Origin of the sequence: Leptolyngbya sp. AN02str (assembly GCF_050565595.1) — a bacterium.
GTDB lineage: Bacteria > Cyanobacteriota > Cyanobacteriia > Elainellales > Elainellaceae > Kaiparowitsia.
Genome location: NZ_JBNXVR010000020.1, coordinates 61,717 through 81,385, shown reverse-complemented (window position 1 = coordinate 81,385; position 19,669 = coordinate 61,717). Strand labels below are relative to the sequence as shown.

20 protein-coding genes and 1 tRNA gene are annotated in these 19,669 nt (G+C 53.3%); 7 read left to right on the top strand and 14 right to left on the bottom strand.

Going from position 1 to position 19,669, the window contains the following annotated elements:
* Positions 1–12 precede the first annotated feature (12 nt).
* The 7 genes from ACQ4M4_RS16190 to cobS form a co-directional block, all read right to left on the bottom strand.
* Positions 13–624, bottom strand: a complete 612-nt coding sequence (locus ACQ4M4_RS16190) for a cytochrome c oxidase subunit 3 (protein WP_430685474.1) — start codon at positions 622–624, stop codon at positions 13–15.
* 88 nt (positions 625–712) lie between these two features.
* A complete protein-coding gene (gene ctaD, locus ACQ4M4_RS16185) occupies positions 713–2,386 on the bottom strand; it encodes a cytochrome c oxidase subunit I (RefSeq protein WP_430685473.1) in 1,674 nt (557 codons plus the stop codon).
* Positions 2,387–2,443: 57 nt separating this feature from the next.
* Positions 2,444–3,391, bottom strand: a complete 948-nt coding sequence (locus ACQ4M4_RS16180) for a cytochrome c oxidase subunit II (RefSeq protein WP_430685472.1) — start codon at positions 3,389–3,391, stop codon at positions 2,444–2,446.
* A 14-nt stretch (positions 3,392–3,405) separates the two neighbouring features.
* Complete coding sequence (locus ACQ4M4_RS16175; RefSeq protein WP_430685471.1) at positions 3,406–4,011, bottom strand: DUF2231 domain-containing protein; 606 nt, start codon at positions 4,009–4,011, stop codon at positions 3,406–3,408.
* The gene (locus ACQ4M4_RS16170; protein ID WP_430685470.1) at positions 4,011–4,508 is read right to left on the bottom strand and encodes a DUF2231 domain-containing protein; all 498 of its coding nucleotides are present in this window, start codon (positions 4,506–4,508) and stop codon (positions 4,011–4,013) included. Before ACQ4M4_RS16170 ends, ACQ4M4_RS16175 begins: the two co-directional genes overlap by 1 nt.
* Before the next feature lie 550 nt (positions 4,509–5,058).
* The gene (locus tag ACQ4M4_RS16165; protein WP_430685469.1) at positions 5,059–5,463 is read right to left on the bottom strand and encodes a (2Fe-2S) ferredoxin domain-containing protein; all 405 of its coding nucleotides are present in this window, start codon (positions 5,461–5,463) and stop codon (positions 5,059–5,061) included.
* Between the two features lie 78 nt (positions 5,464–5,541).
* Positions 5,542–6,333: an adenosylcobinamide-GDP ribazoletransferase gene (gene cobS / locus ACQ4M4_RS16160; RefSeq protein WP_430685468.1), complete on the bottom strand. Its 792-nt coding sequence runs from the start codon at positions 6,331–6,333 to the stop codon at positions 5,542–5,544.
* A 496-nt stretch (positions 6,334–6,829) separates the two neighbouring features.
* Between cobS and ACQ4M4_RS16155 the strand changes: the two genes are divergently transcribed.
* The 4 genes from ACQ4M4_RS16155 (at position 6,830) to ACQ4M4_RS16140 (ending at position 11,551) form a co-directional block, all read left to right on the top strand.
* Positions 6,830–7,288, top strand: coding sequence for a hypothetical protein (locus ACQ4M4_RS16155; protein WP_430685467.1), 459 nt, complete (start codon positions 6,830–6,832; stop codon positions 7,286–7,288).
* 120 nt (positions 7,289–7,408) lie between these two features.
* Positions 7,409–8,530 carry a tRNA guanosine(34) transglycosylase Tgt gene (tgt, locus tag ACQ4M4_RS16150; RefSeq protein WP_430685466.1) on the top strand — a complete coding sequence of 374 codons (1,122 nt, stop codon included), beginning with the start codon at positions 7,409–7,411 and terminating at the stop codon, positions 8,528–8,530.
* A 161-nt stretch (positions 8,531–8,691) separates the two neighbouring features.
* Entirely contained in the window at positions 8,692–9,096 is a 405-nt protein-coding gene (locus ACQ4M4_RS16145; RefSeq protein WP_430685465.1) for a VOC family protein, read from the top strand.
* Between the two features lie 124 nt (positions 9,097–9,220).
* Positions 9,221–11,551 (top strand): GUN4 domain-containing protein, encoded by a 2,331-nt coding sequence (locus ACQ4M4_RS16140; RefSeq protein WP_430685464.1) that lies wholly within the window; start codon positions 9,221–9,223, stop codon positions 11,549–11,551.
* Positions 11,552–11,717: 166 nt separating this feature from the next.
* Here the strand turns inward: ACQ4M4_RS16140 and ACQ4M4_RS16135 are convergent, their stop codons facing one another.
* The 5 genes from ACQ4M4_RS16135 to ACQ4M4_RS16115 form a co-directional block, all read right to left on the bottom strand.
* A complete protein-coding gene (locus tag ACQ4M4_RS16135) occupies positions 11,718–12,113 on the bottom strand; it encodes an endonuclease domain-containing protein (RefSeq protein ID WP_430685463.1) in 396 nt (131 codons plus the stop codon).
* A 387-nt stretch (positions 12,114–12,500) separates the two neighbouring features.
* Positions 12,501–13,748, bottom strand: coding sequence for a YbaY family lipoprotein (locus tag ACQ4M4_RS16130; RefSeq protein WP_430685462.1), 1,248 nt, complete (start codon positions 13,746–13,748; stop codon positions 12,501–12,503).
* 246 nt (positions 13,749–13,994) lie between these two features.
* The gene (locus tag ACQ4M4_RS16125; protein WP_430685461.1) at positions 13,995–14,384 is read right to left on the bottom strand and encodes a cupin domain-containing protein; all 390 of its coding nucleotides are present in this window, start codon (positions 14,382–14,384) and stop codon (positions 13,995–13,997) included.
* A 124-nt stretch (positions 14,385–14,508) separates the two neighbouring features.
* A tRNA-Ser gene (locus ACQ4M4_RS16120) sits at positions 14,509–14,597 on the bottom strand.
* A 55-nt stretch (positions 14,598–14,652) separates the two neighbouring features.
* Complete coding sequence (locus tag ACQ4M4_RS16115) at positions 14,653–14,997, bottom strand: hypothetical protein (protein WP_430685460.1); 345 nt, start codon at positions 14,995–14,997, stop codon at positions 14,653–14,655.
* A gap of 20 nt (positions 14,998–15,017) precedes the next feature.
* Between ACQ4M4_RS16115 and ACQ4M4_RS16110 the strand changes: the two genes are divergently transcribed.
* On the top strand, positions 15,018–16,640 hold the full coding sequence (locus tag ACQ4M4_RS16110) for an AMIN domain-containing protein (RefSeq protein ID WP_430685459.1): 1,623 nt from the start codon (positions 15,018–15,020) through the stop codon (positions 16,638–16,640).
* Between the two features lie 216 nt (positions 16,641–16,856).
* Complete coding sequence (locus ACQ4M4_RS16105; RefSeq protein ID WP_430685458.1) at positions 16,857–17,432, top strand: hypothetical protein; 576 nt, start codon at positions 16,857–16,859, stop codon at positions 17,430–17,432.
* A 196-nt stretch (positions 17,433–17,628) separates the two neighbouring features.
* Here the strand turns inward: ACQ4M4_RS16105 and ACQ4M4_RS16100 are convergent, their stop codons facing one another.
* Together ACQ4M4_RS16100 and ACQ4M4_RS16095 are read right to left on the bottom strand one after the other, a co-directional pair.
* A complete protein-coding gene (locus tag ACQ4M4_RS16100) occupies positions 17,629–17,937 on the bottom strand; it encodes an AzlD domain-containing protein (RefSeq protein ID WP_430685457.1) in 309 nt (102 codons plus the stop codon).
* Positions 17,938–17,995: 58 nt separating this feature from the next.
* Positions 17,996–18,664, bottom strand: coding sequence for an AzlC family ABC transporter permease (locus ACQ4M4_RS16095; protein WP_430685456.1), 669 nt, complete (start codon positions 18,662–18,664; stop codon positions 17,996–17,998).
* A 137-nt stretch (positions 18,665–18,801) separates the two neighbouring features.
* On the opposite strand from ACQ4M4_RS16095, the gene ACQ4M4_RS16090 reads away from it, so the two are divergent.
* On the top strand, positions 18,802–19,668 hold the full coding sequence (locus tag ACQ4M4_RS16090) for an SDH family Clp fold serine proteinase (protein ID WP_430685455.1): 867 nt from the start codon (positions 18,802–18,804) through the stop codon (positions 19,666–19,668).
* The last annotated feature ends 1 nt before the right edge of the window (position 19,669 follow it).

Below are 19,669 nucleotides of genomic sequence, written 5' to 3'. Positions count from 1 at the left end.
GCACATTGGCGCTTACTGCCAGATGTAGATCAAGATGAACAGCACAATCCAAATCACATCCACAAAGTGCCAAAACAGCGAGACCTCTGTGACGCCAACGTGACCCGTATCATAGTTGCGCGGCAAAAACGATCGCCCTAGCATCAACAGTTGCAGCAATACACCCGTTAGCACGTGCAGCCCGTGGAATCCAGTGAGTAGGTAAAAAGTGCTGCCATACATGCCATCGGTCACACCAAAGGACAAGCCCGACCACTCCACCGCCTGCCCCCACAAAAAGTAAATCCCCATAGCCGAGGTCAGCAGCCACAACCCGCGAAATAGCCAGAGTTGCTTCCGCTTTAGCGCTTCTTCTGCAAAGTAAATCACCAAACTGCTAGACACCAACACAACAGTGTTGATCAGCGGTTCGCGCACTTCCAAGCCTTCCACACCCGCAGGCAACCAAGGCTCTGTGGTGGTCTTCATGATGAAGTACCCCGCAAACAGGCTCAGAAAGATCACGCTTTCTGACAACAAAAACACGATAAAACCAAACAGGCTGGTGCCTTCCACATCGTGGCTGTGGGCTTCGCCGTGGTGGGCAGTTTCGTGCAGAGTTTCGGTTTGAATTGAGCTATCCATGGGTAGGGGCTAGGAGTTAGGGGTAGAGGGGGAGGGAGTAGGGAATCGGGAGTAGGGAGTGGGGAGTGGGGGTTGAAAGAGTTGGGGGTTAGGCTTCTTGGGTGGCGGTGGCTTCGGGATTGGCGATCAGGGGTTTGGATTGGCCGTAGCCGTAGGGATCGCCAACAATCACCGGGATTTCCTCAAAATTTTCGATGGGAGGTGGAGAAGGAACCGTCCACTCCAGACTGAGCGATCGCCACGGATTCTCGGGTGCTTTTTTGCCCTGCACCCACGAGCCCACCATATTGAGAATGAACGGCAGGGTCGAGATTCCCAGCAAAAACGCGCCAAGGCTGGCCATCACATTCCAGTAGGCATACTCTGGCGCATAGGACGACATGCGACGCAACATGCCCTGCAACCCAACCGGATGCATGGGAAAGAAGTTGAGATTAGTACCAATAAACGCCATCCAAAAGTGAACCTTGCCAAGCCCCTCGTTATACGTGCGCCCAGTCACTTTGGGGAACCAAAAGTAGAACGCCGCAAACAAACCCATGGTGATGGTGCCATACACAATGTAGTGGAAGTGACCTACCACAAAATAGGTGTTGTTCACGTGAATATCAATGGGAACCGAAGCGAGCATGATTCCTGTAATGCCCGCAAACAGAAACATGACAATCCCCGACAACGCAAACAGCATGGGCGTATCCAGGCGAATCTTGCCTTTCCACAATGTGGCTGTCCATGCCAAAATCTTGACGCCCGTTGGCACTCCCACCAACATCGACGTGAACATAAAAAAGATGCGCATCCAGGCAGGCGTGTAGCTAGCAAACATGTGGTGTACCCACACAATTTCGCTCACGACTGCAATCACCACCGATGACAGCGCCACCACCCGATAGCCAAACAACGGCTTACGCGAGAAAACAGGCACAATCTCGGAAAACACTCCAAAAATGGGAAGCACCATCACATACACAGCCGGATGGGAGTAGAACCAAAAAAAGTGCTGATACAGGATGGGGTTGCCGCCTTTGTCGGGATTGAAGAAAGCCGTTCCCAGCGTGATATCCATCAGCAGCATGATGGCTCCACCTGTCAACACTGGCAGCGCCGATAGCTGGATGATTTGGGCGCTTAGCACAGTCCACACGTATACAGGCATCCGCAGCAGGGTCATGCCAGGTGCCCGCATTTTCATAATCGTGGCAACGAAGTTGACGCCGCCCATAATGGACGACACTCCCGAAATGGCCACCGCCAGCAGCCAAAATACTTCGCCATTGATGCGTTGATTCAAAGGATCTTGAATACTAACAGGCGGGTAAGACCACCATCCGGCTTGGGCTGTACCACCGGGCAGGGCATAGCTCGACAGCAGCAAAATGCCAAAGATAGGAACCAACCAAAAGGCGATCGCATTCAGCCGAGGAAAGGCCATATCCCGTGCGCCAATCATCAGCGGTACCAAATAATTGGCCAACCCCACCAGCGACGGAAAGATCCACAAAAAGATCATGATGGTGCCGTGCATGGTGAACAAACTGTTGTACACCGTGCGATCGATCAAGTCAGCTTCGGGTGTGATCAACTCGGCTCGTATCACCATGGCCATAAAGCCACCAATCATAAAGAAGCCAAAGGACGTCACTAAATACTGAATTCCAATCACTTTATGATCGGTGCTGAAGCTGAAATAGCGCCGCCAGCCACCTTGCGGCTCGGGATGACTGGCCTGATTGGGCGCATCAACAGATGAAGCATTAGTCATGGAGAACGATCCTTCGTGAACGGGCGTCTACAGGGGAATAGAACAGTGGTTAAAGATTTAGGATTCTCTCAACGTGGTGGGAGCCGAGGGCACTTTTCGCCCCTGCTGGGTGGGGTAATTCACCAATGGAGGAGGAGCAGGGGCAATTGAGGGCCACCCCCCAAACCCTTGCTCCTCTTTGCGGGCGTACTCGGTAAAGGCTTTGTTGGTGGCGGGTCGGGGGGTTGAGCGGGCGGCATCGGCCAGCCAGCGATCGTACTCCTCCAACGACTCCACAAACACATCCGCATTCATCACCGCTGCATAGGTGCCGCTGAACTGAGAGTTATCCAACCGATAGGCACCTTCCAGCACAGGAGTAAATTCCAGCTCGGTCACATGATTTGGGTCAATATCCTGCTTCACGCGAAAGGCGGGAATGTAAAAGCCGTGGATTACATCCTCGGTCTGCATCGTTAGGTGCACCCGACGATCGACGGGTAAGTGCAGCTCCGTTGTGGTGACGTTGTGCTGAGGATAGCGAAACTCCCACACCCACTGCCGAGCGTAGACTTCAATTTCTTCGATGGGTTTTTGATCAGCAGATTCGGCAGCGTAGGCAGGCTCCATCCCCAACGGATTGTGAAAATGCACCACCTGCATGGGGCCTTGAATGCCCATTTTTTCGTAGTGTTGGTAGCTATAAGTTGAGAGGAAGAGGACGAGTGCGATCGGAAGCAACGTCCAGACCACCTCTAGCGGAATGTTGCCTTCAATCGGTGGGCCATCGCTGTTGTCATACTTGCCAGCCCGGTTGAAGATGAGGCAGTAGCCAATCGTGCCTGCCACCCCCAAAAACACAGCCGTGCCCAATGCCACAAACAGGCTGAACACTTCATCAATGAGCTGGGCCTCGGCACTAGCCTCAACGGGGAGCCACGTATAGGAAACCCGTCCCATCCACCAACTGATGGGGGTAATGAACGCAAGGATTAATGCCAATCTGCCAATCAAACGAATATTCATACATTCCTCGCAGCTTATCTCAGCACCGCATTGGGATCTTGGCCTATGCGCAGCAAGTCATCGGCAGTGACATGTACGCCAAACTCTGCGCCCAAGTGAGCTCCTAGAGTTCCGTGTACAAACAGTAGAAACAGCATGACAAAGCCAGCTCCCAGGTAAGTCCACTGCACCTGTTGCGCCCGATCTTTGCGCCATGAAAATCGCTGAAACCCTCGCCAAACCGTCATTGCCACCATGAAAAAGAGCAAAATTACCCCACCGACGCCATGGGCCAGCATGGTGGTGGTTGGCCCCAGTCCCCAGGCGCTTTTGAGGTTAGCCGCGGGCGTTGCCAAAAACATTTCAAAGAAGCCAGCCGCTACAGTGAAGAAAGTGATGATGGACGCGGCCAATAGGTTGTACCAGCCCACATCGTAAAAGTTGGAACGCGTCGCGGGAATGGCCAAAATTTTGAGCAAGGGACGCTCTAGAGGAAATAAGGTACCTGCCACATCAAAGGCAATCGCAATAATGAACAGGCCCAACGTTAGATGCACCAAGTTGGGATGAATCGGAATTGCATAGGGCAACCCATTGGGACCAAGGCGAGAAGCCACCTCATTTAGAAGTTCATCGCTCATTACAGCACTCCCTCCCGCATGGCTTCGACCACGGGCAAGCTATGCAAGCCATAAACCCACACCAACTTGTCGCCCCAGTAAACCTGAACGCAGACTAGCAGCATGAGCAGCACACTCACCCCAAGGTAGGGGATGGGCACAGTCGTTGGATCTTTCGAGCGGAGGATATAGCGCCATGCCGTCACCCCCGACAAAATGGCCGATAGCGACCACCCTAACGTGGTATGCCAGTTGAGCTCGCGCACGGCAGCATTGTAGGGTTCTGCCAATCCTGCTTCTATTTGGCCAAAGAGAATGGCGATGAAGATAGAAATAGTAGCGAAGAATAAGTTCCACCAGCTCACTTCAAATAAGCGGCTATTCTTGCCAAAGTAGCCAATCAAGTCGCACACAAAGGCAAACAACACCATGGCAATCACAAAGTGAACCACGATGGGATGAATGGTGTCGGGGTAGGGCAGGTTGTGTTCGTTCAGGGGGGGCAGGTATTCAAACATGGGGGTCGTTGGTGAGTGGCGGCAAGCGAGGCGGCCTGTTAGACTGCCTTGCGCATTACATAGCGTTTATGGTGCCATTGCAGGGCTGGGTTGCCGAGTTGTGCTTGCTACAAGCTTAGGCAAACAATCGCAACAGTTTTGCTTTTATTCTGAGGGCATTTGTAAAAACACGCAAAGTTCGCCAAAATCTCTTAAACTTTGCCCAATTTATATTGATGATCTTTGACACTCTGTCACACTCGATGCGTGGGTGTGTTGCACATGACTAGAACATCCCCGATGCAGGAAGGGCGATCGGGTTTAGGGCATCTATCTATGTTCAGCCAGGGCTTTCCACCCTGCTTGGCGAACCACTGGCTCTAACATGATTCAACCCCCTGTTTTTTCGGATGACGTGCGTAAGTCCTATCTCAATCATCCTGCGATCGCCATTCATGACGCCACACGAGATTGAACCGCACCACAAGTTGCCTCCTCCAGTCAGAAAGGTTGCCGCCAGCGTTGGAGAGATTTATCGCCGGGCTACACTCATTTCATTCAGCCTGGTAAATTACTGGACTGGATCTGGCAATGAGTGCTGCAAAAAGGCGTAATCCTGCACAATCTGGTTTCCGATTAAATGCTCTTGAATGATGCGTTCAATCACTTCGGGGGTGGCACTGTGATACCACACGCCATCGGGATATACCACCAAAATTGGGCCATGCTGGCATACGCGCAAACAGTTGGCCTTGGTACGAAATACGCAAGAGGGGCGATCGCCCGTGGGTGCATCCAGTTTCAATTCCTTCAGCCGCTTCTTTAAATAATCCCAAGCGACCAAGCTCTCGCCCTTGTCACAACATTTGGGCACTGTTTGGTCGGCACAAATGAACACATGCCGCTGAATGGTATTGAGCCCTAGCGCGGTAATGCAGGCAGAGAAGGAATCTGGGGCGAGGATGTCGCAGTCCATAGGGGGGAGAGGGGAGTAGGGAATTAGGAGGAGGGGAGGAATTAGGGGCTAGGGGTTAGGAGTGGTTCAGCATCAATTCTAGAGAGCGGTTGCGGCGACGAGGAAGAGGGTCTCTGTCCACTCTACAACGGCTCCGTAGGTATCGCCGGTGTGGCCACCGAGCTGGTGATGGAACCAAGCTGGCACCAGCAGGGCGATCGCTCCTCCGCTCAAGGCCAATCCCAAGCTGGTTAACCAGAGTTGCGAACCGTGCAGCAAAGGAAGGGTGCACAGCGCTAGCAATAGCAGCAAGCTAGGAACCGTGTACCAAATTGAGGGGAGGGCAGCTTTGTGAAATGAGCCTTTGCCCATGGCTTTGAGATAGGGATAGCGAGCGATCGCCACCTGTTGTGCCCAGCGCCCCCACCCAGCGGCCAACGGCAGCATCAACCACAGCGGATGGCGAGCCTCGGCTAGAGCCGCCGTTTTGAGGAGCATGAGGGCGATCGCCGCCATCACACCAAATGCCCCTGATCGACTATCGCTCATCACATCTAGCCGTCGTTGGGGATCGGTGACGCTCAAGCCATCGGCAGTATCCATCGCCCCGTCTAAGTGGAGGCCACCCGTCAGCCCAATCCAAGCCACGACCAGCAACCCACAGCGGGTGAGATTGGGAACGCCCACTGCCGATAGGCCAACAGAAATCCCTACTAGTAGGAGACCAATCAACAGGCCCACCAACACCACATAGCGAGAAATATGGGCAAACTCCAACGTGCGGCGTACAGGAATAGGAATGCGGGTATAGAAAGCGATCGCCGCCAGTAGCTCAAAACCGACTGCCTTAAAGCGCCAAACTCCGTTGTGTCGTTGCGATCGCTGATTCATTGCTGCTTTTTCATACCACATTCACCCAAAAAGAGGTTCAGCCATAACACTGAATCTCTTCCATCAGATTAAAGCCATAATCTGAATATTGCGTTCAAGAATTTCTCTTCAAGTTGCTGGAATGCAGGCTGAATCAGCCGTTCAACCCTTACATTAGGAGATCAATATATTTCTGTAAGTTAAGATTGTTTCAGTGAATACCATTTTGGCTTTACAGATTTGGGTTTAGCTATTTAGGCGATCGCTGGGGTAGCTAGAGTTCCATTCAGCCAAATATTCATCCTACAAACCTTCCGATCCGAGCTATAGCTTACCCACCATCCCCCACAATTTTGCGACCGTTCATTTCAAATCATCAGGGTGGTCTATAGAATAAAGCTGATACAGGCTTCATTCTGTTCTCAGCAACCTTCATAAGCCCGTTTCGTTGCATTACGCATTTATAAACGCAGTCTTTTGTCGCAGGGCTGTTCACCGTACAACACAAACCTTTGGTATGAGTCACGAACAACGCTTTGGTAACAACAGGCTACCTGCTCCTTGTCTTGTTGACGTTGGCATCATTGCAAATAAACAGGACATGGAACGGTTGCTCTCCGATTTGGGTCGTGTCCGCTACCGCTATGTTCAAGACAACCAGTTGAGCAGTGACAGCGAAGGCTACGTGATGGAAGTTTTTTCCGACCCGCAGCGATCGACCATGGTGGCTAACTATTCGCTCTACCTCAACGTTCACAGCTTTGATTACTTGGAACTGAAGCAAACTGCAGATGGTCAACCCTGCTTTGAGCTTGTTCAAGATAGTCGCCAATTGCAAATCATTCCGCTCTCCAACCCGCTAGAAGAGCAGAGTCGTCGGCAGCTCAACGTTGCAGCATTAGAAGCCGTCGTTGCCGAAGTGCTGTCGGCTGGCTGGGATGTGCGAATTGATGACGAAGAAAACTTTTCGATGTAGGCCTGCCGATTGGTCGCAATGCGCAGCCAAGAATTAGTCCAGAACCTGCTCAAGCACACGCGAGCAGTCGGCGTGGGCTAAAATGAGGTTCGCATTACACTCGGCTTAGGGGTTGTTCCGTTGGGTTTTTCGTTTCAGCTTCAGGCCACTTGCCGCCACACCAAGGCGCGAGTTGGCGTGTTTCACACTCCGCACGGCATTTTAGAAACGCCTCGGTTTATGCCAGTGGGCACCTTGGCAAATGTAAAAACAGTTACGCCCGAGCACCTAAAGGCGACCGGGGCGCAAATGATTTTGGCCAACACCTATCATTTGCACTTGCAACCGGGAGAAGACATTGTGGCAGCGGCGGGCGGGCTGCACCGCTTTATGGGATGGGATGGCCCCATTCTTACCGATTCTGGCGGGTTTCAGGTCTTCAGCCTGAGCGAAATGCGCACCATTACAGAAGAGGGCGTTACGTTTCGATCGCCCCGCGATGGCCAGATCATTCACTTCACTCCAGAGCGATCGATGCAGATTCAAAATGCGCTGGGTGCAGATGTGATTATGGCGTTTGATGAATGTCCGCCGTATCCAGCCAGCCGCGAAGAGGTACAGGCGGCAACCGATCGCACGTTACGTTGGCTAGAGCGGTGCTTTGCTGCTCATCAGCGGACAGACCAGGCGCTGTTTCCAATTGTGCAGGGCGGCACTTATCTGGATTTGCGGGCGGCGGCGGCTCAGGCGATCGCCCAAATGGATGCCCACGGATACGCCATTGGTGGGGTGAGCGTGGGGGAACCTCCAGAGCTGATTGAAAAAATTGTGAAGGCCACCACGCCCATGCTGCCTGCCCACAAGCCGCGATATTTGATGGGGGTGGGCACCTATCGAGAAATGGTGCAGGCGATCGCCTCTGGCATTGACATGTTTGACTGTGTGATTCCCACCCGGCTAGCGCGGCATGGCTGTGCGCTGGTTGGGGGCGATCGCTGGAATGTGAAGAACAATCGCTTTCGTCGCGATTTCACTCCGCTGGATGCAGCCTGCGATTGCTACACCTGCCGCACATTCACCCGTGCCTACATTAGCCACCTGCTACACGCCCGCGAATTGTTGGCATTTACGCTGCTGTCCATTCACAATATTCATGAGCTGATTCGCTTTACCCAACGCATTCGCGAGTCAATTTTGAGCGATCGCTTTGTGGAAGAATTTGGGCCTTGGTTGCAGCCCGAACCTACGGCCACTGTCACTTAGCAATGGGCGATCGCATTAGCAACGGGCGATCGCACCCTTAGCCAACCTTGATGATGACCTCTAGCTGCTTCGCTAGAGGTTGGTTTCGGGTTGTTACAAGCGAACCCTCAGCCAAAGAAAAACAGTACAATTGTTCTGAAGTACTGCGTTTTTTGGAGGCAATGATGGACGAATCTCCCAGCATCATTTCCCACATTTCCCTGGGTACGAATAACTTTGACCGGGCGGTTGCCTTTTACGATCGCGTCCTTCCCACGCTAGGGTGCAAGCGCATGATGGAGCATCCCGGCGCAGTCGCCTATGGCAAACAATATCCCGAGTTTTGGGTGCAAACTCCGTTTGATGGGCAAACGGCAACGGTAGGAAATGGCACGCACATTGCCTTTATGGCTGCTACCAAGGAGGAGGTGCATGCATTCTATGAGGCGGCGATCGCCGCTGGTGGTGTAGATGATGGCGCACCTGGCCCCCGCCCCGCCTATGGCGAACCCTACTACGGCTGCTTTGTCCGCGACCTTGATGGACACAAAATCGAAGCCTCCTATTGGGATATGCAACTCACTTAAGAACTCTGCGTTGCCCTTAACGAATCATAAGTTTGGCACTCATTTTTTTCATCTGGTCTCCTTAGTTGGAAGGATTGAACTGCTTTGCGCTACAAATAAATCATTCATCTGTCGATAAAGCTCCATGCCAGACGAGCCTTCAAACCTTGTTCCAACCACTCTTGAAAAAGTATTTGAGCTGTTAGATAGCAAGCTGGTTACCTTTGGGGTGCCTGGAGCGTTAAGCGCGGTTGGTATTGCAAAAGTGACCAGAAGCGAATGGACGGAAGCGGGATGGTGCTTTGCAGTAGCCGCCGCAGTCTGGTTGGTTATCAAAACCGGGAAGAAGCTGGCTCCCAAAATTGATCAGCTTTTGGATTGGGGCATTGGAGCTGTCGAAAGATCGCTCCTCAACGGTTGGTCAGCTATCACGTCAGACATTACAAAGGACTACCTGGAGAAGCAAGCCCGACTGTGCGAAGAATTTATCTCAGAAGGATTCAACCCCGATCGTACCGCTATTCCATTGCTAGAGCAGGTGTTTGTACCACTGGATTTAAGCGGTGCGGTCAGCAGTGGTGCGTTGAAACCCAACCGCTCCAATCGTCAGCTATTGCTACCCAGCCCCAACCTCAGCATTTGGGATTTGCTGAAACGGTCAGAGAGCGATCGCCAATTTCGACAAATGTGTATTTTGGCCAAGGGTGGCATGGGCAAAACTACGCTACTACGCCACGTCACTTTAATTTATGGCCAGCGCAAACAGAGGCGTTATCGCGCTCCTGCCTATATTCCCGTGTTGCTGCGCTTACGCGATTGGGTTGAGGAACTCAGCCAAGCCCAACCTCCCAGCCTGCTTGCACTCATCACCAACTGCCACATTCCCAGCCTATCCAAAAACCATCCCCTAACCGCACCACCTCGATGGGCCGAGCAATTGTTGGTCAACGGCGAAGCATTGGTGATGTTTGATGGATTTGATGAAATCCCCGAAGCCAAACGCACCCATGTCAGCCAATGGCTCAGCGCCCAAATGCAGGAATATCCGCGATCGGTCTTTATCCTTACGTCGCGCCCTGCCGGATATAAAGACTACGCCGCTCAAAAGCCTGCTATTCCCATTTATGTCAACAAGTTCACACTCGAACAGCAAGCACAATTTATTCACCGCTGGTATCTGTGCCAAGAGCAGTGCTGTCGTTCACCAAAACAGTACCGCATTGCCAAACGAGTTGCCGCAGAACGCGCCACTAGCCTAATTGACCAACTGAATCAGCGTCGGGGCGAGCTAGGCTACATGGCCGAAAACCCGCTGCTACTCAATATGCTGGTTACCTACCATCGGTTTGACCCTACCCAGGAGCTACCACAGCAACGTCTTGGACTCTATCGCGGGATTTGCAAACTGCAACTGGAAGATCGTCCCAAGGCGCGGGGAATTCAAATGCTGCTGCCCTTTGCCAAAAGTAATGCACTGCTGCAATCGCTTGCATTGAAGATGTTGAGAACTAACCAGCTCACCATTTCTCAGCAGGCATTGCTCACCTTTGTTGAGCAACATCCCCTTGTGCAAGACGAAGAAATCGACCCAGCCGATTGGCTCAAGCAAATTGTGGATGTAAGCGAACTGCTGGTGGAACGCGAACCGAAGGAATATGAGTTTCCCCATGCCAGCTTTCAGGGATTTTTTGCTGCGACTCAGCTTGCCCAAGTCGAAGACAAAATCACGCTACAAAAAAATGCTGGCTTAATCTTGCAGCATTGGAACGGCGCAATTTGGCGAGAAACCGTGCTGCTCTACACCGCCCAACTGCCACCTAAATTGTTGGCTCCAGTGATTCAAAAAGCCTGTGACATGGGCAGCGAAGCCGCAGACCTGGCAACCCTTTGCCTCCAAGAGTATCCTCGTCCAGACAAGCTCAGCGACGACCTACTCGCCATGCTACAAAGCCTGGAAATAACCGCGCAACGCTCAAAATACCAAACCTTAGAAGCATTGCTGAAAGTGCAACAGTGGAAAGAAGCTGACGAAGAAACCTATCGGCTGATGATCACTGCTGTAGGCAAAGAAGAAGGCCAATGGTTTGAGAGAGAAGAACTGCTCAACTTTCCCTGCGAAGATCTACTAGCCATAGATGGGCTGTGGATAAAGTACAGCAACGGACTGTTTGGCTTTAGCGTACAGAAGCAAATTTATGTAGACTGTGGTGCAACATTAGATGGTGAGTATCCAGGCGATAAAATTTGGGGTGAATTTTGCGATCGCGTCGGCTGGCGTGAGGATGGCAATTACCTGAGCTACTCTGCTCTCAATCCCTCTCTTTCCTCTTCACGGGGAAGTCTCCCATTTCTGTGGGTTTTTGTGGTTGTGGGTGTATGGGTTGGTGGTGTTGAGGTGGTTGGTGTGGGGAGCAGGAATGGTGGTGTAGTGGTTGTCTCTTCTCTCTCATCACGACTCGTAAACTGTAGCAGATAAGCGCTTCAGTCCGATCCCACAAGTTTATTGTGAAGCCCCTCCACACGGAAAAACAGGTGTTTCGAGGTTCCGATACCTGGCACCGGGTACTAGGTTGTGTCGGTCAGTTGAGTTGCGCTACGAAACTGGGCAATTGCAATATTCGGGTTGTAGCAGTTTGCCAGTTTCAGTCGTTCATCGCTTCTACTGGAAGCTGAGTTTCTGCGGCTTGAGCGATACGCACTAAAACCGCTTGTAAATCGTTGAGAACGTCTTCGTTCGTCACTCTCAACACCTGATAGCCAAATGCTTGCAGTTGCTCTGTCCGGGCCTCGTCATAGCCTGCTTGCTGCTGATGAATGTCTCCATCCACCTCCACGACTAGCTTGCAGGATGGACAGCAAAAATCAACAATGAATCGCCCGATCGGGTGCTGTCGGCGAAACTTGAGCCCACCAAGTTGATTCCGTTTCAGAGCGCTCCATAACTGTGCTTCCGCAAGTGTTGGGTTGCGTCGTAGCTGACGAGCGGCAATCTCAATTTCCCGAGTTGTCCCCCGAATTCGAGGATAGTCCTTTGGCATCAGTAATGACAGCATCTCGACTAGAGTGCCCACACCTAAAAAGGTCTTCCAGATTCTCTGATGTGATTGCAGTAACCCAGAAGGGGCTGTGCTCCCTCCTCTCCCAGATTTGGGAGAGGAGGGCTGGGGAGGTGAGGGCATAACGCTTTGGCCCTCATCCCCAGCCCTTCTCCCAAATCTGGGAGAAGGGAGCCGGAAGGGGTTTGCGCCTCTCGCCAATGGCTCTGATTCCAGCTTTTTCCAAGCTTAGAAACAGGGGGCTAAAAAGAGTTCTACTCCCTCCTCTCCCAGATTTGGGAGAGGAGGGCTGGGGAGGTGAGGGCAACCAGAGCAGGCACCCCAACGATCGCACCCTTATAAAACAATCTTCAGCCCTACAAAGAGGGACTACACCGGATCAACCACAACCTCAACATTTTGTGTAGGGTTGCCGTTGGTAATAACGTTGATCGCCGAAGTGTTGATAAATTGCAGTTCGCCATCAACAGTAATGCGAGACTGCACCACATACCGATCGCGGTTGCTGATTTGGCTGGGGTCGTAGTTTAGCTCAAAGGCAAAGGGAACTTGGCGGCCTTGAGTCACCAGGGTTTGCGAGGCCAGCACTCGCGCAGGTGCATCGGCGCGGCTCACATCCGCAAGCGAGACCTCCACGATCGCATTGGGTGGCAGCGCAATCCGGGGACGGTACGTGATCGTGCCCGACACCGATGCGACATCTTGCTGCACTTCGCCATTCATCGAGAGAGATTGGCCACTTGTATTGTTGAGGTATACATGAGTCCAGTTGGGGCCATCGTAGCTGTAGGTTACGCCTTCAGGATCCATTGACACCACAGCAGAAACGCCATTCAGTTCCAAACGTCCGGTTTGCTTATTGAACAAGTTCATGCGAGTGATGCCATCGCGAACGAACACACGCACCGCATAGCCACCCGTTTGAAAGAAAGCGATCGTGGTGCCATTGGGAAGCATCGATACAGCGGGGTTGGGTGCAACATCATCCGGTTGGGGAATTTGTACAATCTCCCTATCTCGCAGCTCGTAGTATTGCACCACCTCTAGCGATGGGCAGCAAGCAGGATCATTTGGCCCCTGCGTCACCATGTCTACGCTAAAGCGGTTGTTCCCCAAAATTTCGATATCCACAATGCGAACGCGATCGCCCAATCCAATTGGCATCAAGGGAACGCGATCGCCATCCACATTCAGCACGGGTGCCAAATACACAAAATTGCCCGTACCGCCCGTATTCATCACCATGGTCACGATTGCATCCATGGAAGCATCATCGTCAATATCACCCATGGCGATACGACCCTGTTCACGAAATAGAGTGATCGTTAATTCACGATTGGGATCCGAAAACTGTCCATTTTCAAATGTAGCGGTCCCCACTTGGGGGTCTGGCCCTAGCGTGGGCATGGGATACGTGGCATTGAAGAGCGTATTGAGGCGATCGCACCAGGCTTGCTTTTCGGGAGTAAAGACCTCGCGAGTGAGGCAGTTGTACCAGGGGGATGACGTTTGGGCCAGTTGGGGCAACGGCGAGGGAACCGCAGCAGCAATCCCCTGGCCCAAAACAGTGAGGCTGAGTCCAGCCGCAAACATTCTGGAAAACGCAAGTTTTTTCATGATCAAACTCACACCTAAAACGAAATGGTCAGTCGATTGCTGACTCCGCGCTCACCTTGGGGGATGGTGGCATAGCCAAGGCGATCGCACCGTGATTTGCCATGTTGCAGGTGCCTGTAGAATGGGGCAGCTCCTGGCAAAACCGCGCAACGCCAATTGGCGAATGCTCAAAACTCTAGCAAACGAATATAAGGAAATTCTGACGGGTTGCCGATTTTGAAACCGTTGAGACTCGCATCAGCAGCGCTACTCAAACAGTTGCACTCGGGTTACGTCTGGCTGATTGTCGTTGTAGGCATCGGAGTTGAATACCACCATCAAGCTGGGGCGATCGCCCGTATTCTTGACTGCGTGGGCTACCCCAGCAGGAATGGTGAAACGAACGATATCGCCTGCGGCCACTTCTGTATCGGTGATGGTGTCGCCTTCTTGACAGCGCACCAAGGCAGGGCCATACACCGTCATGCTTTCCGTGCCGTGCTGATGCCTATGGTTGCCGCGCACACAGCCCGGTTCGGTAACGACCACATGCACATCGCGCTGCTGGGCCAACTCGTCCGCTAGCAGCGGCTTAAATACCACTCCACGCGAATCTTGAAATGAAGACAGCGGCTCAATCTGGACGCGATCGCTCATGAGTTTTGGCAAACATTGAGGGATGTAATTTTAGTGTTGTTGATAGGGCGATCGCCCTATCAACAACAAAACCAGACACGATTATTGTCGCATTCTGGTTCAGGATTGAAAGGTTGATTTTGAACGGAGAGGGAGGGATTCGAACCCTCGGTACGGTCTAAACCGTACAACAGATTAGCAATCTGCCGCTTTCGACCACTCAGCCACCTCTCCAAATAGGAGTGCCGAATACTAATAATAGCAGACTTGCAAATAATTTAAAGCGAAGTCATCGCTTAATTTTTCTACAAAAATTCTGGGCCGTTTTTTGCGGAATTAGTCGATCGCCTGGGACACCGTTCCGGCCGATTTTCCAGCCCATTCGCAACTTAACAGCCCACACGGAGCATCCATCCCAGCGATCGTGCGATCGCCTCAACCCGATCCGGGTGCGATCGCACCCTGGCCCAACACCGCGATCAATTTCGCCACGATCCAACCCATTCGTGAGCCATTGCGCCCAAAATTTATTATCCTTTTGCGAGAGTTTAATTAAATTTGAGCCAAGGCGAGACGCTTGCTCAGCCAACACAGCCCATAGTTGCCCATCATTCCGCATGAGGTTACTGGACACCCTCCGGTAGACGATTTCTTATGACACTCATTCAACAATCTTGCAAATTTTGGATCAGCCTGGGCTTATCGGCCCTCACGATGGGCACCACTCCCGGACTGTTGGTCATGCTGAGCGCGACCTCGCTACACGCGGCCAGCCCCACCCCCTGGAGCTTTGACCCCAATACGGACCAGCTAGAAGTCACTCTGCCCGCCGGGGTGACTCCGCGCTACTTTATGCTGGCGCAACCGGCTCGCATTGTGCTGGATGTGCCCACCGCAGACCAAGGGGCGATCGCCACCCAACACGCCTACTCTGGGGCAGTGCGTACCGTGCGAGTGAGCGAATTTGAGCCGGGAATTACTCGCATTGTGCTGGAGCTAGCTCCCGAAGTGGAATTGGCTCCGGGTCAAGTGTCGTTGCAAGCGGTGACTCCCCAAACAGCCACCACCGAATCAGGGCAGGAGTCGGGACAGGTGCGCTGGGCTTTGCGGCCCCTACTCGCCAACGCCAATCTTGCTAGCGCCAATCTCGGTCGTGAAAATCTCGCCAATCCCAATCTTGCTAATGATCTTGCCAATGCAGATACGGCTGAGCCAGCAGTTCTAGGAACCAGCAGCCCAACGACAATGGCGATCGCAGAATCTCAACTGCTACCCGTACCGTTTGTGCCCCAGCTCAAGCCCGACACAGCGCTCACCGAAGATGCGTCGGTAGCAGCCGGAATTCCGTTGCCCTTTAGCGCAGCCGCCATGGGAGGCGAGGCCGCACCCGTTTTGGTGGGCACCGGAGCCGATACCTTGCTGACTCAACCCGCCAGCAGCGACCTCGTTCCCAGCGAATTTTCGACTCAGCCTGTGTTTCCAAGTGTGGCCGCGCCCGCAACAGCACCGTTGCCATCGCTCGAACCCAACGCCATTCCAATTGCAGTTGAGCCCGTCAGTGGGTCAACCCAGCCCATGGGGGCGATCGCGCAAAACTACTACGGCCTGCCTCCTGCCCTGCCCGAAGTGCGCACGCCAGCCACCGTAACCGTGCCACCCCCAACCTTGGGAACCCCTTCTCCGACCATCATTCCCCAAAGCATTCCCTCGGCAACGACCAGTCCGGCTCCCGCCGCCATTCCCTATAACCAGTCGCAGGCTCCGGTGCAGCAGTTCAATCCCAATGCGCTGGTTCCCGCAGGCACCATCATGTTTTTGCGCTATCCAGGCTCAACGCCGCTAGCGCTTACATCCCGCGAGGAGTGGCAAGAGGTACTGCTGGTCAATTCGCCCGTTTACGACCCCTATGGCCGCTTGGTCATTCCTGTGGGAAGTCAGGTAATTGGTCGGTTTGAAACTCGCTCAGGCGGACGGCGACGCTTTATTGCCCAGGCAGTTACGCTCAACAATCGCAACATCCTGGTTGAAGCAGAATCCAACTCTTTGGGGGGCGATCGCGACGTTTCAGAACGCGATCTGATTCGTAACTCGGCGATTGGTGCGGCGGGCGTTGGGCTGCTGGGAGCACTCACGGGCGGCATTGGCTTGTTGGGAATCCTGGCAGGCGCAGCGGGCGGTGCCGCAACCACCTTTATTACAGCGCCACAAGAGGTTACCATCCAGCCCAATCAGGTATTTGAAGTACGGTTCACTCAAGATGTGCTGCGGCCGTTTTAGTTTGGCTTAGTCTGGGTCATTTTCAGTGGCATCTCGGAGGGGGGATGAAAGTTTTCCATGCAGGCTGAATTTCCCGGAGCAGCAACGCCAATGATGGAAAAATATTTGGAAACCAGAAAATCCAACTTCTTGTGCCGCAACTCTAGGGTTCTTAAGGCGGTTGATTGAAGTGAGAGGGTTTTGAGGCCATCGTTTTAGTGAGGCAATCGTGGCAATATGCATACTCTGGGTTTGGTGCTAGGCGTGGTTGGGGTTGCACTGTTGGGGAATCCGGTGTTGGCCAATCCTCGCTCGGCAGGCATGGAAGGCAGCTACCTTGGGGTCACACTCGATGGCAACAATGTGGACTCTGGGCTGCGATCGCTCGTGCGCACCAATAGCGCTGCCGGATGGCTTGGCGACCAGCTCACCCCGCGCAGCAATGCCGCCAGTTCCAGTTCGCCCCATGCCAACGAGCGGCAAATTCAAGGCCGAGTAGACTTGCAAGATTCTCCCGTTTCCATTCGAGGTACGGTCGTGATTGGCAACGAGGTTGAGGCGGTGCTACCGACCGTTACCTATGATGTTCCGGTTGGCCGAGCTGCTAATGTGTTTGCCGGAGCAGGATACGCGATCGTTCGCCCCGGTGAGCAAACATTGCTGGGCGATCGCAACGGACTCGTCATCACAGCTGGAGCCGAAACCGCCATCAACCGCAACATTGTGATTTACGGAGATGTCCGCTACCGCCCGGTGAATACCCCTGGCGAAGAACCCGTTCGTGCGCAATTGGGCCTGGGACATCGGTTTTAGGACATTGGGATTTTAGATTTTGGATTTTAGATCTTGGATTGAGGGTTTTGGATTACTCCTGACTTGGGGATTGGTTAGAGCATGTGGCCTCACGTGGCCTATCCAGCTTCGGTTTTCTGAGCTGCAATCTCCCTTCTTGGATGCGCAACAGCCAAACACACAGCCCTCTCACATCCTCAATCCGCAATCACCAAATCTAAGATCCCAAATCCCACCCCCCAGCCAGCAGACCAAACACGCCACACCCCAGCGCAATACACACTACCAACGGCAGCTTGTACCAACTTGCCACCCCAACTACCAAGCTCGCGGCGATCGCTCCCACAGTCCCTGATGTGGTTTCTGTAAATCCAGTCAGGCTGCTGATGGTCAGCACCAAAATTACGGCCAGGGGCAAATGCGCTAGCCATGCCGACGGAATGAACTTCGACGGCAGCCACACACCAACGCTCCGCATCAGGTAGGTTCCAATTCCAGCCAAAACAATCGTCCACCAAATGTTCATATTGCGATTTCGCGTGAAAGGTTAGGACTAAAACGGACATCCCTAAAGTTGAGCATCCCTAAGGTTGGGTGCTGGCTTGGGGACGCAGCAAAACAGAGGCCGCGATCGCCACACCCAAAATTGCCAGCAAAATTCCCGTTGAGCCAAAGGACTGCAACATCAGCACCAAAGCCAGAGCGATCGCCACCACGGCCCAAATGCCTCGCCCCTGCCGCCGCACATTGGCCAAAAGCAAACACAGAAATAACGCTGGCAGGGCAAATTGCAGCCAGCGCTCTGGCAACAGCAACCCCAACTGGCACCCAATCGCCGTTGCCCCCACCCACGACAGCCAGCAGCACACATGCATGCCCAAATAGTAGGGAAACGATCGCGCTTCCTCCGTCATTTCCAGGGCAAAGGTTTCGTCGATCAGCCCCGCTGCCAGCACCCACCGCTGCCATCGTGGAAAATGCCCATACACCGACTGCGCCGACAAACTCATGGCAATGTGCCGCAAATTAATAATCAGCACGGTGATCAAAATGCTGAGCCAGGGCAACTGCTGCTTTGCCGCTTCGACCAGTGCAAATTGGGAGGCTCCGGCATACAGCCACATCGACATGAAGATAGTCACCGCAGACGAGAGTTTTGTTTGAATGGCGATCGCCCCCAGGCTCATGCCAATCGGCAAAAAGCCAACCACCACCCCCAACGCCCGCCCTGCTCCACGCCAAAACTCTTGCATAGGCTCTCCAAACTTTGCACCATATCTCAGTCTAGAAACTGCATGAGAAATCCGTCTTGAACGATATTGCGCTCCTAAAACGGCGTGATTAAACTCAGGTGTGAACCGTGCAGCCCCCTTTCACAAAGGAATCAACCATGGACTTTGGCAACCTATTTCTTATCTTCGTCATTTTTTCAGTGGTGCAGCCTGCGATCGCCCGATTTACTACCCAAGCCCGCCGATTGGGAGCCATTCGCGCCTTCGAGCAAAAGCGCGGAAGCCGCGTCATTCTCATGATTCATCGGCAGGAATCCGTGAGCTTTTTGGGCATTCCTCTGGCCAAGTTCATCAACATCGAAGATTCTGAGCAGGTGCTACGGGCCATTCGACTTACGCCGCCCGACGTGCCCATTGACTTGGTGCTGCATACCCCCGGCGGATTGGTCCTCGCAACCGAGCAAATTGCCCGCGCTCTGGTGCGCCATCGCGGCAAAGTCAGCGTATTTGTGCCGCACTACGCCATGAGCGGTGGCACCATGCTGGCCATGGCCGCCGACGAAATTGTGATGGATGAGAACGCCGTGCTAGGCCCGGTCGATCCGCAATTGGGAAATGTGGCGGCGGCCAGTGTGCTCAAGGTGCTACAAACCAAGCCCATCAGCGAAATTGATGATCAAACTATCATTACTGCTGATCTGGCGGAAAAGGCCATTCGGCAGGTGCAGCGGTTTGTGCGAACACTGCTGGAAGACAGCTTTCCTGCCCAAAAAATCAAGCCTGAAAATATCGATCGCATCATTGATGCCCTCACCACCGGACAAGTCACGCACGATTATCCAGTCACCGTAGAAGAAGCAACTGAGTTGGGGCTACCTGTGATCGTGGGTCTACCGTTGGAAATTTACGCCCTGATGGAACTGTACCCACAACCTGCTGCCGGTCGCCCATCTGTGCAGTACATTCCCATGCCCTACGATCGCCCACCCGCCTTGCCCAGCAGCAACAAGCGCGATCGCATCTAGC